Genomic DNA, 15,439 nt, shown 5'->3' on the forward strand with positions numbered 1-15,439 from the left:
GATCGATGCGCCGCCTGGAACGTCAGATGAGACCGTCGAACAGCATGATCGACACGCGATCGCCGACGTCGATGTCGCCCTCGTCGTGGCCGAGCACGATGAAGCAGTTCGCTTCGCTCATCGAGCTCAGCACGCCTGAGCTTTGCGACCCGGTCGGGCTCACGTGCCAGTGTCCGTGCGCGTCCTGTTCGGCGATGCCGCGCTGGAATTCGGTGCGGCCCGCGCGCTTGCCCACCGCCACGCGGCTCGTCGCGTGAATCACCGGCAGCGGCCGCGGCGTCGCGCCGGCCATCAGCAGCAGCGCTTCGCGCACGATCTGATAGAACGTCACCATCACGGCGACCGGGTTGCCGGGCAGGCCGAAGAATAGCGCAGGTTTGCCGAGCCCGGGCTTTTCGCCGGACCACAGGCGGCCGAACGCGAGCGGCCGGCCGGGACGCATCGCGAGACTCCAGAAGGCGACGTCGCCGAAGGTCTGTAGCAGCTGCTTCGTGAAGTCCGCTTCGCCCACCGACACGCCGCCCGAAGTCAGCACCACGTCGGCGTTGGCCGCGGCACTGCGCAGCGCGGCTTCGAGCGCGGCCGGCTCGTCACGCACGACGCCGAGATCGAGCGCGTCGATGTTCAGGTGCCGCAGCATCGCAAACAGCGTGTAGCGGTTGCTGTCGTAGACCGAGCCCGCGTCGAGCGGCTCGCCGAGCGAGCGCAGTTCGTCGCCGGTCGAAAAGAACGCGACGCGCAAACGCCGCCGCACGCTGACTTCGCCAATGCCGAGCGACGCGAGCAGGCCGAGGTCCGACGCGCGCACGATGCGGCCGGCATGCAGCGCGACGTGGCCGCGCGCGAGGTCTTCGCCGGCGCGGCGGCGGTTCGCGCCCGCCGCCGCCGCGCTGGCGGCGAAGCGGATCGAGGTGGAATCCGCACCGTCGCGCTCCACCTGTTCCTGCGGCACGACGGTGTCGCAACCGGCAGGCATGCAGGCGCCCGTCATCACGCGCACGCACTGGTTCGCCGCGACGCGGCCCGCGAACGGATGACCGGCGAGCGCCTTGCCGGCGACCGTCAGCTCGACGCTGTCCGCGCCGCCTCGCATAGCGGCCGCGAGCGCCGCGTGATTGAACGCGTAGCCGTCCATCGCGGAGTTGTCGTGCGCGGGCACGTCGATCGGCGACACGATGTCGGCGGCTAGCACGCGGTCGAGTGCATCGCGCAACGCCAGGCGCTCGACGGCCGCGACCGGCGTCGCCCACTGCCGGACGATCGCCTGAGCGGCCGGGACGGGTAGCGCATGAGGATCGTACTGCGCGACGCAGCGGGAAAAGTCGTTGAGCGTGGTCATGAATGGCTGGGCGTCGCGACCGGTGACGGGCGCGGCTGTTGCCGTGCGGCCGGAGCGGATGTCAGCCGGGGCCCCGATTGCGTTCGAGGTCGGCGAGTTCTTGTAACGAGTTGGCATTGTAGAACGCGCGCTCGTCGGCAAAGACGACTTCGACCGTCTTGTGGCGCGCGTACCACGCGCGGACCTTGCGCTCGCCGGAGGCCAAAAATGCGGCCAGGTCGTCCGCGACGGCGGTGCGCATCAGCGCGAATACCGGGTGCAGGGAGGTTTCTCCACCGGTGTCGACGGTAGCGACCGTTGCGATGTCGGCGTGGTTCGCGTCGAGCGCATCCGCGAGGCGCGCGGCGAGGTTGGCCGGTAGCCACGGCGAATCGCAGGGCGCGCTCAGCAGGTACGCCGTGCCGGCGGCGCGCAGTCCGGCGAGCATGCCGGCGAGCGGGCCGGGAAAGTCGGGGAGGGTGTCGGCGACGAGCGTTGCGCGATATGGCGCGCCGAGCGCCGCATAGGTGTCGGGATGGCGGTTCACGCTGATCATCAGCGGGCCGGTCTGCGGCGCGAGGCGCCGCAGCACGTGAGCGGCGAGCGGTTCGCCGTGCAGCGGCTGCAACCCCTTGTCGACGCCGCCCATGCGCGTGCCGCGCCCACCCGCGAGCACGAGGCCAGTGATCTGTTCGCGAGGGATGGACATGCGTCGGCCGCTCAGCCGCCGATGTAGGACATTTCCACGCGACGCTCGGCCGGCTCGCCCTGATCGGCCGGCTGGCTGCCGCGCAGCTGCGAGTAGCGGTCGCCGCGGCCCTGCCAGATTTCGGCGATGGCGGTGGCGATCCCGGCATCGCTTGCACCGCCGCGCAACAGCGCGCGCAGGTCATGTCCGGTCGATGCGAACAGGCACAGGTATAGCTTGCCCTCGGTCGACAAACGCGCGCGCGTGCAATTGCCGCAGAACGCGCGGGTGACGCTCGAAATGACGCCGATCTCGCCGCCGCCGTCGACATAACCCCAGCGTTGCGCAGTTTCGGCGGCGCTGTGCGCTTCGAGCGGCACCAGCGGGAAATGCTCGGCAATGCGCGTGACGACCTCGGCGGAAGGCAGCACTTCGGTCATGTTCCAGCCGTTCGAGGTGCCGACGTCCATGTACTCGATGAAGCGCAGCACCGCGCCCGTGCCTTTGAAATGACGCGCCATGGGGACGATTTCGCCGTCGTTGGTACCGCGTTTGACGACCATGTTTACTTTGACCGGCGCGAGTCCGACCGCGTGCGCGGCGGCGATGCCATCGAGCACGTCGGCGACCGCGAAGTCGGCGTCGTTCATGCGGCGGAATAGCGCGTCGTCGAGCGCATCGAGGCTGACGGTCACGCGCGTGAGGCCGGCGTCCTTCAGGCTGCGCGCCTTGCGCGCGAGCAGCGAGCCGTTGGTGGTCAGCGTGAGATCGAGCGGACGGCCCGCAGGCGTGGTCAACCGGGCGAGCCGGTCGACCAGGAATTCGAGGTTTTTGCGCAGTAGCGGCTCGCCGCCGGTCAGGCGAATTTTCTCGACGCCATGCGCGACGAACAACTGCGCGAGCCGCTCGATCTCCTCGAAACTCAACAACGCGCTGTGCGGCAGGAAAGCGTAGTCCTTGTCGAACACTGCGCGCGGCATGCAATACACGCAGCGGAAGTTGCAGCGGTCCGTCACCGAGATGCGCAGATCGTGCAGCGGACGCGCGAGCGCATCGTGCAGCACGCCGCTAGGTGTCTGCACTGGGCCGGTGATGACCGGCGCCGCGCTGAGATCGGCAACAGGGATGATGCGTCGTGACATGAAATGCTTCGTCAGGTGCTTTAACGGACGGGGATGATTTGATTCTATCGGAAATGCCGGTGGCGGCAGATGCGCGACGGACGTTGTCGGGGTATACGGGGAGCGGGCGCGGCTCGCGGCGACAAATGATCGCCTAAAGAAAAAGCCCGCCGGAAAGGGCGGGCTTTTTCACGAACAACGACGCGGCTTACTGCGGATGCTTGATCGTTTCGACCTGTTGCATCGGCGCGTGGTCGTCTGGCGGCAGCGCCTTGCGCTCACGGATCACGCGCGGCGGCTTGACCGTCTGCGCCGCCGCTTCCTGCGCGGCACGCAGCTTGTCGGCGTCGGTGTTCACCCAGATCAGGCCAGCCTGCTCGAGGATCGGCTGCAAGGCGTCGGCCGACGCGGCGGCGGGGGCTGCGCTGCGGACGGGGGCCGGCTGCGGGGCCGCGGCGACGGGCGCCGGTTCGACCACGGCCGGTTCCGTTGCGACGACCGGTTGCGGCTCGACGATTTCGGCCTGCGGTGCCGGCACGGCTGCCGGTGCCTCGACGATCGTGGCCGGAGCCGCGGTGTCGAGCGCAGCCGGGACGGCTCGCGGTTCGGTCGGGACGGTCGGCTGCACTTCCATGGCCGGTTCGACTGCCGGGGATTCGGCATGCGCGGCGGATTCGACCGAAGCGGCCGGCGTAACCGGTTCGCTCGCGGCCGACGCGGCTTGCTCTGCCTGCGCTGGCGCTTCGATAGCCGGCTCCGCCGCCACGGGTTCGATCGACGCCGCCGGGGCCTCTTCCACCGGCACGACCTTTTCGGTCTTCGCGGCATTTTCCGCGGCGAGAGGCGGCGTTTCGGCTGCCGCATGCAGTTTGGCCACGACGGCGCTTTCCGTTGCGACAGCGGCGACCACCACTTCGACCGGGGTCACTTCCTTCGCTTCGCTGGCTGCAGGCGTGTGCTCGACCGGCTGCTGGGTGCGCACCGGCGCTTCGTCGCTGGCGGCAACGTTGTCGCCTTCTGCTTCCGCGACATCCGCCGCGAGATTGCCATTCACGTCCTCTTCACGCTCGCGACGACCACCACGACGGCCGCGGCGACGACGACGACGCTCTTCGCCGTCACGTGCGATTGTTTCCTGATCGACCGGCACGCCGTTTTCACCCGCTGCGGCGCGGTTGCGCGCCAGTTCGTCGGCAGCTTGCGTGTCGGTTTGCGTCAGCGCCGAGGCGGCTTCCGCCTGCGGCTTGCGACGCTCGCCACGCTCGACGCGTTCAGCGCGCTCGCCACGCTCGCGACGCTCACCGCGTGCTGTGCCTTCGACGGCTTCCGCGCGCTCGGCGCCGCGGGTGTCGCGTTCGCGAGCCTCGCGCGGCTCACGCGCTTCACGCGGCTCGCGAGCCTCACGCGGTTCACGGCCTTCACGCGGTTCGCGTTGCTCACGCGGCGCGCGCGGTTCGCGGCCCTCGCGTGCCTCGCGGCCTTCGCGTTCCTCGCGACGCGGCGACGGCTGCTGACCTTGCGCCTGACGGCCGCCGGTCACGCCTTCGCCACGCGCTGCCGCGTCGCGACCGCCTGCGCCGCCACGGCGATTGCGGTTGCGATCGCCGCCGCGCTCGCCGGTGCGCTCACCGCGCTCGGTGCGCTCGCCGCGTTGCGGACGGGCCTGCTTCTCGGTGGTGGCCGGCGCCGCGGGTGCCGGAGCAGCCGGCTGCATGCCGAACAGATTCTTCAGCCAGCCGATGAAGCCGCCACTGGCCGGCGTCACCGCGACCGGAGCGGGGATAGCCGCCGGGCGGGCCGGCGCGCTCGGAGCCGGCTTCTCGGGCGTGATGCCCTTGACCGCCGCTTCCTGCTTCGGCTTCACTTCCTCAGCGCGCTTGCTGTAGCCGGTTTCCGATTCGAGTTCGCGGGCCGCTTCTTCGGCCATCTTCCACGATGCGCGCGGCTCGTCGAGGCGCGCGTCGTCGTGACGCAGACGCTCGAGCTTGTAGTGCGGCGTGTCGAGGTGCTTGTTCGGGATCAGCACGACGTTGACCTTGAAACGCGACTCGATCTTGTTGATTTCGGCGCGCTTCTCGTTCAACAGGAAGGCGGTCACTTCGACCGGCACCTGGCAGTGGATCGCCGCGGTGTTTTCCTTCATCGCTTCTTCCTGAATGATCCGCAGCACTTGCAGCGCGGACGATTCGGTATCGCGAATGTGGCCCGTGCCGTTACAACGCGGACACGTGACGTGGCTGCCTTCCGACAGCGCCGGACGCAGACGCTGACGCGACAGCTCCATGAGGCCGAAGCGCGAGATCTTGCCCATCTGGACGCGGGCGCGGTCGTGCTTGAGCGCGTCTTTCAGGCGCTGTTCGACTTCGCGCTGGCTCTTGGCCGATTCCATGTCGATGAAGTCGATCACGATCAGGCCGCCCAGGTCGCGCAGACGCAGCTGGCGAGCGACTTCGTCGGCGGCTTCGAGGTTCGTGCGCGCGGCCGTTTCCTCGATGTCCGCGCCCTTGGTGGCGCGCGCCGAGTTCACGTCGATCGCGACGAGCGCTTCGGTGTGATCGATGACGATCGCGCCGCCCGACGGCAGCGGCACGGTGCGCGAGTACGCGGTTTCGATCTGGTGCTCGATCTGGAAGCGCGAGAAGAGCGGCACATCGTCGTGGTAGCGCTTTACCTTGCCGACGTTGTCCGGCATCACGATGTCCATGAAGGCGCGGGCCTGGTCATGGATTTCGGTCGTGTCGATCAGGATTTCGCCGATATCGGGCTGGAAGTAGTCGCGAATCGCGCGGATCACGAGGCTCGATTCGAGATAGATCAGCATCGGCTGGCCGGCCGTGCCACTTTGCGACGCGGCTTCGATTGCGCGCCACAGCTGCATCAGGTAGTTCAGGTCCCACTGCAGCTCTTCGGCGCTGCGGCCGATGCCGGCCGTGCGCGCGATGATGCTCATGCCTTCCGGCAGCTGCAGCTGCGCCATGGTTTCGCGCAGTTCCTGACGGTCGTCGCCTTCGATCCGGCGCGACACGCCGCCGCCGCGCGGGTTGTTCGGCATCAGCACCAGATAGCGGCCGGCGAGCGAGATGAACGTGGTCAGGGCTGCGCCCTTGTTGCCGCGTTCTTCCTTTTCGACCTGGACGATCAGTTCCTGACCTTCCTTCAGTGCGTCCTGGATGCGTGCGGAACGCATGTCGACGCCATCGCGGAAGTACTGGCGGGCGACTTCCTTGAACGGCAGGAAGCCGTGACGGTCTTCGCCGTAGTTGACGAAGCAGGCCTCGAGCGACGGCTCGATGCGCGTGATGATGCCCTTGTAAATATTGCCTTTGCGCTGTTCGCGACCGGCGGTTTCGATATCGATATCGATGAGTTTTTGCCCATCGACGATGGCGACGCGCAGCTCTTCCTGCTGCGTCGCGTTGAACAACATTCGTTTCATTGAACGGCTCCAGAGCGGCCTCGCCGGCCCAGCTGCGCGGTTGTCAGTCGCGAGAGCGGGGGGAGTAGGCGTGCCGCGTCTTATTGTGTTTTCACAAACACGCTGGAGCGGGAAAGATGGCGGGAGAATTGCCTGAGAGGGCCCAGCCCGATAAAAAACGGGCACGGTGCCGCAGGGCACATGCGAACACGGCTTCAAATCATGGCCTGACACGCCGCGTTTAGCCAGCAGACCTTCATAAGTCTTCGCCCTCTGAAGCCGGCGCGCCAAATGGGCGCGCGAGCGAAGGGCCGAAGTCCGCGGTCATGCCGCAACGGGAAGTTCGCGCAGGCGGCGCGTCTTTTCCTGCTGGGGGTGTCTCGCCTTCTTTTGACGTCGCCATGTCTTGTACTTTCTACAAGACGCCTTGGGCGCACGCCGTATTTTCGCGACTTGCAGCTTCGTCCAGCTGGGCGTCATACCACCCGGATCACGAAGCTGAAAGCTAAATTCTTTTTTACCAAAATTCCGTTACCGTCGAAGCCGACCTTGACCGAACGCGCCTGCGGGCGCCGTCCCTGCCGGGTGCTGACTTCGTGCGTGCAACTTGTTGCATCTCATTTTCAGGGCGAGCAACCAGACCCCGGCGCAAGTAAAATAACGGTTTATCGCTTGCGCTCGCGCAATCCGCCGCATTCCGGACACTGCGCCGGCCGTCGCGGACTGCTGGGCAAATTATATTCAGAATGAAAGAGTTAGGCAAAACATCCCAGAGATCGGTTGCAGGCGCGGTCGAAGACTCGGTTTCAAGCGACCAGGTTTCGCTGATCGAAATCGACGACCGCTCGGCTGGTCAGCGCATCGACAATTTCCTGCTGCGCGTCTGCAAGGGCGTGCCGAAAAGCCATATTTATCGCATCCTGCGCAGCGGTGAAGTGCGCGTGAACAAGGGCCGGATCGACGCGCAGTACCGGCTCGAACTGGGCGATCGGGTGCGTGTGCCGCCGATCCGCGTCGCGCAGCCGAATCAGGCCGCAGCCCGCGTGCCCGTGCCCGCGCCGCGCTTTCACATCCTGTTCGAAGACGAGCATCTGCTCGTGATCGACAAGCCGGCCGGCGTTGCGGTCCACGGGGGCAGCGGTGTCGCGTTCGGTGTGATCGAGCAGATGCGCGAGGCGCGGCCGCAGGCGAAATTCCTGGAACTCGTGCATCGACTGGATCGAGAGACCTCGGGCATCCTGATGCTCGCGAAGAAGCGCGCGGCGCTCGTCAATCTGCACGAGCAGATTCGCGATAACCGGATGGACAAGCGCTACTACGCGTGCGTGCACGGCGAATGGGCGAGCGACTGGGGTCGCCGCCGCGCGGTAAAGGAGCCACTTCACAAGTACCTGACCGCCGACGGCGAGCGCCGCGTGCGCGTGCAGGCCGATGGCCTCGCTTCGCACACGATCTTCAATCTGGTCGAGCGCTGGCCTGAATATGCGCTGCTGGAGGCGGAACTGAAGACGGGGCGTACGCACCAGATTCGCGTGCATCTGCAGCATCTGGCACTACCGATCGTCGGTGACGCCAAATATGGCGATTTCGCGCTGAACAAGGCGCTTGCGCGCGCCAACGCGAAGCCCGGCATCAAGCGGATGTTTCTGCACGCTTACCGGCTCAAGCTCACGCATCCTGCGACGGGCGCGCCGCTGCAGCTGGAGGCACCGCTGCCTGCCGACTGCCGCGGCTTTATAGAACAACTCAACGAACTACGCACTGGGTTCAACCCGGAGACGACCTTGCATGGCTAGAGAGCAATTCGATCTGATCGTGTTTGACTGGGATGGCACGCTGATGGATTCCACCGCGCATATCACGCGCAGCATCCAGGCGGCGTGCCGCGATCTCCGCCTGCCGGTTCCCGCGGACGAAGCCGCGAGCTACGTCATCGGCCTCGGCCTGCGTGACGCGCTGCAGATTGCCGCGCCGACGCTCGATCCGGCCGACTACCCGCGGCTTTCTGAGCGTTACCGCTTTCATTTTCTTGTAAAAGACCAGACTACCGAGCTGTTCCCCGGCGTGCGCGAGATGCTCCAGGAGTTGCGCGACGTCGGCTATCTGCTCGCGGTCGCGACCGGCAAGAGCCGCGTCGGGCTCAATCGCGCGCTTGACCAGGCGCGCCTGACGAGCCTGTTCGACGGCACGCGCTGCGCTGACGAAACCTTCTCGAAACCGCATCCGGCCATGCTGCACGAGCTCACCCGCGAATTGGGGCAGGATACGGCGCGCACGGTCATGATCGGCGATACGACACACGATCTGCAGATGGCGCTCAACGCCGGCGTGGCGGGCATTGGCGTGACTTATGGCGCGCATCCGGCGAATTCGCTAAATGCGATGTCACCGAAGTTCGTGGCGTCGAGCATCAGCGATCTGTCCGGTTGGCTGCGGGAGAACGCATGAGCGCCGACGGCGTGGATACTGCTACTGCCACGGCTGCGCAGGCAGTGCGCATTTGCGCGGCCGACGAACTGGTCGACGGTGGCGACGGCATCCGGCGCGACGCGCGGCTCGGCGGGCAGGATGCCGTGGTGTTTTTCGTTCGCTATGATGGCTGCGCCTACGGCTATTTGAACCGTTGCGCTCATGTGCCGATGGAGCTCGACTGGCAGGAAGGGCAGTTCTTCGAATCGTCCGGCTTATACTTGATGTGCGCGACACATGGCGCGATTTACGCGCCGGATACTGGCAAATGCGTCGGTGGTCCGTGTCGCGGGGGCAGATTGCGTCGCGTGCAGGTCGAGGAACGCGATACGCTCGAGGGCCGTGCGGTATTCTGGCTGCCTGACGGCGATTTGCTGCCGGTTACGCGCTGATTTCCTCTTCCAATTTTCCACTGTCCGCATGTCCGACAACTTGACCCCCGAAAAAGACCCTGCCTCGGGAGGCGGCTCCCGTGCACCCGCCGACCAGTCCGGCTGGGAAAGGGCCGCGCTCGAGCGCATCGCGCTGGCCGCGATCAACGAGCAACGCGCCTCGCGACGTTGGCGGATTTTCTTCCGCTTCCTGTTCCTCGCAGTGCTCGCATTGGCGGTATGGGGTGCGCTGAACTTCTCGGGCGAGCGGGTCGCCACGAGTGGGCGTCATACGGCAATGGTTTCGCTTGATGGCGAGATCGCGACGGATGCGAGTGCGAACGCCCAAGATATCAACACTGCACTCGATTCCGCGTTTGAGGATTCCGATACAGCCGGCGTGATTCTTTATTGCAACAGCCCGGGCGGCAGTCCAGTGCAAGCGGGCATTATCAACAGCGAAGTTCGGCGATTGCGTGGCAAATATCCGTCTATTCCGCTGTATGTCGTGGTCGGCGACATGTGCGCGTCCGGCGGCTACTACGCGGCCGCGGCGGCGGAGAAGATCTATGTCGACAAGGCGAGTATCGTCGGTTCGATCGGCGTGCTGATGGACGGCTTTGGTTTCACCGGCCTGATGGACAAGTTGGGGATTCAGCGCCGACTGCACACATCGGGTGAGAACAAAGGCTTTTTTGATCCGTTTTCGCCCGAAACGCCGAAGATGGACGAACATGCGCAGGTTATGCTCGATCAGATCCACGCGCAGTTCATCGACGCGGTGCGTGAGGGGCGCGGCAAGCGTCTGCATGAGACATCGGACATGTTCTCGGGTCTATTCTGGACGGGGCAGAAGAGCGTCGAACTTGGACTCGCGGACGGTTTCGGCGATGCAGATTACGTCGCGCGTGAGATCTTCAAGGCGCCGGATATCGTCGATTACACGGTGAAAGAGAGCATTACGGATCGCGTTGCCCGCAAGTTCGGCGCGGCCATCGGCGCCGGCGCGGTTCGGGCGATGGCGCTCGGCGCGAAAATGAATCTGCGTTGAATCCACAGTTTTAAAAAGACGCCCGCGCGGTCGGTTTTGGCCGATCGCGCGGACTTTGCGTTTTGAGTTTCAGGCCCTGGTCGCCCTCAGTTGCCTGGCCGGTGTCTACGTTCAGGCCGCCAGAATCAGAAAAATCGCCGGCCGCTTATGCAGGTCGATCTCCGCCTTCTTTTTCCAGTCGGCGACGCTCCGGCTTGTTATCACTTCGCTCGGCAGCGTCAGATCGACCGCCACGCAGACCAGCGTCGACGGCGCGCAGGTTGCGAGCAAGGTATCGAGCAGTGCGCGATTCCGGTACGGCGTTTCGATGAAGATCTGCGTTTGCTTGCTCTTGCGCGACTGCTGCTCGAGATCGCGCAGACGTTTGGCGCGCTCGGTGAAGTCGACGGGCAGGTACCCGTGAAACGCGAAGCTTTGGCCGTTCAGCCCCGATGCCATCAGCGCGAGCAGAATCGAACTCGGCCCGACCAGCGGCACAACCTTTACGCCGCGCTCGTGCGCGCGTCGCACCAGCAGCGCGCCCGGGTCCGCGACTGCCGGGCAGCCAGCCTCGGAGACGAGGCCCGCATCGGTGCCCGACAGCAGCGGCGCGAGCAGCTTGTCGATTTCGCCGGCCGGCGTATTGACGTTCAGTTCGCGAATCTCGATTTCTTGAATCGGCCGATCGGGGCCGACTTTCTTCAGGAACGCGCGCGTGGTTTTGGCGTTTTCGCCAATGTAATAGTGCAGCAACGCCGCGCGGGCGCGTACGGGCGCGGGCAGTACCAGATCGAGCGCGCTTGCGTCGCCTTCGCCGAGCGTGTTGGGAATGAGATAGAGCGTACCGGTCATCGGGCCCCCAAAAGCGGGTAGTTGGCCGCGAGCAGCATGTGCGACAGCGCGATAAGCGGCAGGCCGACGAGCGCGGTCGGGTCGTCGGAATGGATGGCCTCCAGCAGCGCGATGCCAAGCCCTTCGGATTTGGCGCTGCCGGCCACGTCGTACGGCGTTTCAGCGTGCAGGTAGGCGTCGAGCGTCGCGTCCGGCAGATCGCGAAAGCGCACGCGGGTGATCACGTCGATCGTTTGCGCGCTGTCCGTCGCGCTGTCGAACAGACACAGCGCGCTGTGGAACAACACGTCGCGGCCGCGCATCGCCTGCAATTGCGCGAGCGCCCTGTCGTGCGTGCCGGGTTTGCCGATCTGCAGGCCGTCGTAGGTGGCGACCTGATCGGAGCCGATCACGAGCGCGTGTGCGTCGGCGGCGAGGCCTTGGGCGACCGCACGCGCTTTGGCTTCGGCGAGGCGCAGCGCAGTGGCTTCGGGCGTTTCGGCGGCGAGCGGGGTTTCGTCGATCGCAGGCACGACGACGTCGAACGGCACGCGCAGGCGTTCGAGCAACTCGCGGCGATACCGCGAACTCGACGCCAGAATCAGGCGTGGCGGGCGTTTGGAGGATTCAGGCATAGTTTGCGGGCAACGGGAGCGGCGGGTCGTACGGGGTCGCGCGAGGCTCCCGTACGTACGGGCTTAAGTGTTTGACTCGAAAAGACAAAACGGATATGATTTTGGGCTTTTCACGGTATGCTTGCACTTGAAGGGTCTCGGCGCGTTCAGCGGCTTTCGGCAGTCGGAAGGTTGAAGAAAGCCCGGCAGGGTGAACGCAACGGCCGCGGGCCCCACTGGCTGCCCCGCACACCGGATTATCTTCGCGGCGGATCTGATCATCCTTCGCGAATCACCCCGGCAACATGTTTGCCGACGCAGGAGCGCACATGACTCAACATCCTGGCAAACCTGCAGGTCTGTCCGACCCGCATGAACTCGATCTGTTCGAATTTGCGCGGAGCGGGCGTCAGGCCGCGGGTGTCGTGCGCGTCTCGCAACTGCCGCGCATGTTAAACGAAGTCCCGGCGGAAGCGCCAGATCGCGACACCGCGTTCACATGGCAGGCCGAAGGGACGATGCAGCCGGAATTGCAGGACGATGGCACCGAAGGTTCCCAGCCTTATCTGCGGCTGGCGATTCACGGTGCCGCGTGGCTCGAATGCCAGCGGTGCTTGACGCCGTATTCGCAGGCGTTCAACGTCGATGCAACTTACCGGATCGTCAATACGGAGGCGGAAGCCGAAGAGTTTCCGCTGGACGAGGATGAAGTCGAGGTGGTCGTCGGCTCGCGCCAGTTCGATCTCATCGACTTGATCGAAGAAGAGTTGCTGCTTTCCTTGCCGCTCGTGCCCAAACACGAGGTCTGTCCCGAAGTGCACGAGAGCCTTGTCTCGGGCACGGACGGTAGCGAAGGCGAGGGCGACGAGGCCGCGCAGGAAGAAGCTGGCGATGCCAGCAAGCCGGACCAGTCCAGCGAGCGGCGCAATCCGTTCGCGGCGCTCGAAAGTCTGAAACGCGACGAACCGGGCGGCAAGAAGCGCTAAACAGTTGCAGGGGGCGCGATGCGGGCGCATTGGCCATTCGGCCAGTGGTTAAGTCCGTGTCGGGCTGTGTTAGAATTCGGAAAATTTTTTGGAGTTTTAGTCATGGCAGTTCAACAAAACAAGAAGTCGCCGTCGAAGCGCGGCATGCACCGTTCGCACGATTTCCTGACGGCAGCGCCGATGGCCGTCGAGCCGAGCACGGGCGAAGTGCATCTACGTCACCACATTAGCCCGAACGGCTACTATCGCGGCAAGAAAGTCGTCAAGACGAAGAACGACTAATCGTTGACTGCGATGCGCCCTGTGGCGTTTCGCGTAGCGATCGGCTCGCTTGACATTTTCCCGGTTCGGCAAAAAGGCGGCATTCAACTGCCGCTTTTTTGTGTCTGAAATTCGTCGCACTCCATGACAGTAAAGCTCACGATAGATTGCATGGGAGGCGACCACGGCCCGTCCGTGACCGTTCCCGCTGCCGTCAACTTCGTTCGTTCGCATCCCGACGCGCAGTTGCTGCTCGTCGGCATTGAAAGTGCGATTCGTGCGCAGCTGAAGAAGCTCAAGGCTCAGGATCTGCCGGCGCTGACCGTCGTACCTGCTACCGAGGTCGTCGCGATGGACGACCCGGTCGAGGTCGCGCTGCGCAAGAAAAAAGATTCGTCGATGCGCGTGGCGCTGAACCGCGTCAAGGAATGCGAGGCGCAAGCCTGCATTTCCGCCGGCAATACCGGCGCGTTGATGGCGGTCTCGCGCTATGTGCTGAAAACGCTGTCGGGCATCGAACGCCCGGCCATCGCGTTTGCCCTGCCTAATCCCACCGGCTATACGATGATGCTCGACCTGGGCGCCAACGTCGACTGCGAGCCGCAGCATCTGCTGCAGTTCGCCGAGATGGGGCACGCGCTCGTGTCCGCGCTCGAAGGAAAAGAGCGGCCCACCATCGGCCTGCTCAACATCGGCGAAGAAGTCATCAAGGGCAACGACATCATCAAGCGCGCCGGCGAACTGCTGCGTTCGAGTACACTCAACTTTCATGGCAATGTCGAAGGCGACGACATCTACAAGGGCACCGTCGACGTGATCGTCTGCGATGGCTTTGTCGGCAATGTCGCGCTGAAGACGTCGGAAGGTCTCGCGCAGATGCTGTCCAACATCATCAAGGAAGAGTTCGGCCGTTCGTGGCTGACCAAGGTGATGGCGGTGCTCGCGCTGCCGGTATTGATGCGCTTCAAGAAACGCGTCGATCATCGGCAATATAACGGCGCCGCGCTGCTCGGCTTGCGCGGTCTCGTGATCAAAAGCCACGGTTCAGCCGATGCCTACGCGTTTGAGTGGGCTATCAAACGCGGGTATGATGCCGTCAAAAACGGCGTGCTGGAGCGCCTTGCGCGAGCGATGGAAGAGAATGCGAGTTCTCTCGAACAGGCGGCGCGCGACGCAAGCGGTGCGGGTCACGCAAGCCCGATCGCAGGCCAGCCGGCCGAGCCCTACGCTGCGCAATCCTCGAAGGCATAATGGCTCAATCCACAATCTACTCCCGCGTGCTGGGCACCGGCAGCTGTCTGCCGCCCAACCGCGTCACCAATCAGGATCTGGCTGAGCGTCTCGCCAGGCAAGGCGTTGAAACGAGCGACGAATGGATCGTCGCGCGCACGGGCATCCATGCGCGTCACTTCGCCGAGCCGGATGTCACGACCAGCGACCTCGCGTTGATCGCCTCGCAGCGAGCGATCGAAGCGGCGGACATCGATCCGCAGTCCATCGACCTGATCGTCGTCGCCACCTCCACGCCGGACTTCGTGTTCCCGAGCACCGCCTGCCTGCTGCAGAACAAGCTCAGGATCAAGAATCACGGTGCCGCGTTCGACATACAGGCGGTCTGCTCCGGCTTCGCCTATGCGGTGGCGACGGTGGACGCCCTGATTCGCAGCGGCCAGCATCGCACGGCGCTCGTGGTCGGCGCGGAAACTTTCTCGCGCATTCTCGATTTCAACGACCGCACCACCTGCGTGCTGTTCGGCGACGGCGCCGGCGCAGTGATCCTGCAAGCGTCCGACGCACCGGGCGTGCTTTCGAGCGCGCTGCACGCGGACGGCAGCCATTCGAACATTCTGTGCACGCCGGGCAACGTGAATGGCGGCGTGGTCGCCGGCAGCGCCTTCCTGCACATGGACGGTCAGGCGGTGTTCAAGCTTGCCGTCAACGTGCTCGAGAAGGTCGCGATCGAAGCATTGGAAAAAGCCGATCTGAAGCCCGAGCAGATCGACTGGCTGATTCCGCATCAGGCCAACATCCGCATCATGCAAAGCACCTGCCGCAAGCTCGGCCTGCCGCAGGAGCGCATGGTCGTCACGGTGGGCGAGCACGGCAATACGTCGGCGGCGTCCATTCCGCTTGCACTCGACGTCGCGGTGCGCGACGGCCGCATCAAGCGTGGCCATAACGTGCTGATCGAAGGCGTCGGCGGCGGCTTCACGTGGGGCGCGTCGGTCATCCGCTACTGAGCGGGACGACGCATTCCGGGGCGTCGCTGGCGGCGCCCGTGCGGCCGGAATAACACCGCGCGCCATCTGGCAGCCGCGGCCGGCCGCCACATCCG

General features: G+C 65.0%; 14 protein-coding genes. 8 read left to right on the forward strand and 6 right to left on the reverse strand.

Translation table 11 applies throughout. From position 1 onward, the window contains the following. Positions 1 to 22: 22 nt before the first annotated feature. The 4 genes from moeA to OKW35_RS32345 form a co-directional block, all read right to left on the reverse strand. A complete protein-coding gene (moeA, locus tag OKW35_RS32330; protein ID WP_429554203.1) occupies positions 23 to 1,339 on the reverse strand; it encodes a molybdopterin molybdotransferase MoeA in 1,317 nt (438 codons plus the stop codon). A gap of 61 nt (positions 1,340 to 1,400) precedes the next feature. Continuing rightward, positions 1,401 to 2,027 carry a molybdenum cofactor guanylyltransferase MobA gene (gene mobA, locus OKW35_RS32335; protein WP_429554204.1) on the reverse strand — a complete coding sequence of 209 codons (627 nt, stop codon included), beginning with the start codon at positions 2,025 to 2,027 and terminating at the stop codon, positions 1,401 to 1,403. Positions 2,028 to 2,038: 11 nt separating this feature from the next. Further along, the gene (gene moaA / locus OKW35_RS32340) at positions 2,039 to 3,148 is read right to left on the reverse strand and encodes a GTP 3',8-cyclase MoaA (protein ID WP_429554205.1); all 1,110 of its coding nucleotides are present in this window, start codon (positions 3,146 to 3,148) and stop codon (positions 2,039 to 2,041) included. Positions 3,149 to 3,335: 187 nt separating this feature from the next. Beyond that, a complete protein-coding gene (locus OKW35_RS32345) occupies positions 3,336 to 6,563 on the reverse strand; it encodes an Rne/Rng family ribonuclease (protein ID WP_429554206.1) in 3,228 nt (1,075 codons plus the stop codon). A gap of 725 nt (positions 6,564 to 7,288) precedes the next feature. Here OKW35_RS32345 and OKW35_RS32350 point away from each other — a divergent pair. From OKW35_RS32350 to OKW35_RS32365, 4 genes are read left to right on the forward strand one after another with little or no spacing between them, the layout of a single operon-like run. Next, complete coding sequence (locus OKW35_RS32350) at positions 7,289 to 8,338, forward strand: RluA family pseudouridine synthase (RefSeq protein WP_429489705.1); 1,050 nt, start codon at positions 7,289 to 7,291, stop codon at positions 8,336 to 8,338. Further along, entirely contained in the window at positions 8,331 to 8,990 is a 660-nt protein-coding gene (locus OKW35_RS32355; protein ID WP_184027976.1) for an HAD-IA family hydrolase, read from the forward strand. Before OKW35_RS32350 ends, OKW35_RS32355 begins: the two co-directional genes overlap by 8 nt. Then, a complete protein-coding gene (locus OKW35_RS32360) occupies positions 8,987 to 9,403 on the forward strand; it encodes a Rieske (2Fe-2S) protein (protein ID WP_429554207.1) in 417 nt (138 codons plus the stop codon). The genes OKW35_RS32355 and OKW35_RS32360 overlap by 4 nt, the downstream gene beginning before the upstream one ends. A gap of 28 nt (positions 9,404 to 9,431) precedes the next feature. Then, a complete protein-coding gene (locus tag OKW35_RS32365) occupies positions 9,432 to 10,433 on the forward strand; it encodes a S49 family peptidase (RefSeq protein WP_429554208.1) in 1,002 nt (333 codons plus the stop codon). 111 nt (positions 10,434 to 10,544) lie between these two features. Here OKW35_RS32365 and OKW35_RS32370 read toward each other — a convergent pair whose 3' ends face one another. Continuing rightward, positions 10,545 to 11,264 carry an SAM-dependent methyltransferase gene (locus tag OKW35_RS32370; RefSeq protein WP_429554209.1) on the reverse strand — a complete coding sequence of 240 codons (720 nt, stop codon included), beginning with the start codon at positions 11,262 to 11,264 and terminating at the stop codon, positions 10,545 to 10,547. Next, a complete protein-coding gene (locus OKW35_RS32375; RefSeq protein WP_184061403.1) occupies positions 11,261 to 11,878 on the reverse strand; it encodes a Maf-like protein in 618 nt (205 codons plus the stop codon). The genes OKW35_RS32370 and OKW35_RS32375 overlap by 4 nt, the downstream gene beginning before the upstream one ends. Positions 11,879 to 12,186: 308 nt before the next feature. Between OKW35_RS32375 and OKW35_RS32380 the strand changes: the two genes are divergently transcribed. The 4 genes from OKW35_RS32380 to OKW35_RS32395 all read left to right on the forward strand — a co-directional run bounded on the left by OKW35_RS32380 (position 12,187) and on the right by OKW35_RS32395 (position 15,344). Beyond that, the gene (locus OKW35_RS32380; protein ID WP_187612377.1) at positions 12,187 to 12,843 is read left to right on the forward strand and encodes a DUF177 domain-containing protein; all 657 of its coding nucleotides are present in this window, start codon (positions 12,187 to 12,189) and stop codon (positions 12,841 to 12,843) included. 102 nt (positions 12,844 to 12,945) lie between these two features. Next, positions 12,946 to 13,125: a 50S ribosomal protein L32 gene (gene rpmF / locus OKW35_RS32385; RefSeq protein ID WP_027198353.1), complete on the forward strand. Its 180-nt coding sequence runs from the start codon at positions 12,946 to 12,948 to the stop codon at positions 13,123 to 13,125. Positions 13,126 to 13,248: 123 nt separating this feature from the next. Further along, positions 13,249 to 14,355 (forward strand): phosphate acyltransferase PlsX, encoded by a 1,107-nt coding sequence (plsX, locus tag OKW35_RS32390; protein ID WP_429554210.1) that lies wholly within the window; start codon positions 13,249 to 13,251, stop codon positions 14,353 to 14,355. Then, positions 14,355 to 15,344 carry a beta-ketoacyl-ACP synthase III gene (locus tag OKW35_RS32395; protein ID WP_184028002.1) on the forward strand — a complete coding sequence of 330 codons (990 nt, stop codon included), beginning with the start codon at positions 14,355 to 14,357 and terminating at the stop codon, positions 15,342 to 15,344. Before plsX ends, OKW35_RS32395 begins: the two co-directional genes overlap by 1 nt. Positions 15,345 to 15,439 lie beyond the last annotated feature (95 nt).

The organism is Paraburkholderia sp. MM5477-R1 (genome assembly GCF_050436385.1).
Taxonomy (GTDB): Bacteria; Pseudomonadota; Gammaproteobacteria; order Burkholderiales; family Burkholderiaceae; genus Paraburkholderia; species Paraburkholderia tuberum.

Coding starts and splice junctions, on each gene's coding strand:
- OKW35_RS32350 (WP_429489705.1), top strand. CDS start 7,289: ATGAAAGAGTTAGGCAAAACATCCCAGAGATCGGTTGCAGGCGCGGTC.
- moeA (WP_429554203.1), bottom strand. CDS start 1,339: ATGACCACGCTCAACGACTTTTCCCGCTGCGTCGCGCAGTACGATCCT.
- moaA (WP_429554205.1), bottom strand. CDS start 3,148: ATGTCACGACGCATCATCCCTGTTGCCGATCTCAGCGCGGCGCCGGTC.
- OKW35_RS32395 (WP_184028002.1), top strand. CDS start 14,355: ATGGCTCAATCCACAATCTACTCCCGCGTGCTGGGCACCGGCAGCTGT.
- OKW35_RS32370 (WP_429554209.1), bottom strand. CDS start 11,264: ATGACCGGTACGCTCTATCTCATTCCCAACACGCTCGGCGAAGGCGAC.
- OKW35_RS32365 (WP_429554208.1), top strand. CDS start 9,432: ATGTCCGACAACTTGACCCCCGAAAAAGACCCTGCCTCGGGAGGCGGC.
- OKW35_RS32375 (WP_184061403.1), bottom strand. CDS start 11,878: ATGCCTGAATCCTCCAAACGCCCGCCACGCCTGATTCTGGCGTCGAGT.
- OKW35_RS32355 (WP_184027976.1), top strand. CDS start 8,331: ATGGCTAGAGAGCAATTCGATCTGATCGTGTTTGACTGGGATGGCACG.
- mobA (WP_429554204.1), bottom strand. CDS start 2,027: ATGTCCATCCCTCGCGAACAGATCACTGGCCTCGTGCTCGCGGGTGGG.
- rpmF (WP_027198353.1), top strand. CDS start 12,946: ATGGCAGTTCAACAAAACAAGAAGTCGCCGTCGAAGCGCGGCATGCAC.
- OKW35_RS32345 (WP_429554206.1), bottom strand. CDS start 6,563: ATGAAACGAATGTTGTTCAACGCGACGCAGCAGGAAGAGCTGCGCGTC.
- plsX (WP_429554210.1), top strand. CDS start 13,249: ATGACAGTAAAGCTCACGATAGATTGCATGGGAGGCGACCACGGCCCG.
- OKW35_RS32380 (WP_187612377.1), top strand. CDS start 12,187: ATGACTCAACATCCTGGCAAACCTGCAGGTCTGTCCGACCCGCATGAA.
- OKW35_RS32360 (WP_429554207.1), top strand. CDS start 8,987: ATGAGCGCCGACGGCGTGGATACTGCTACTGCCACGGCTGCGCAGGCA.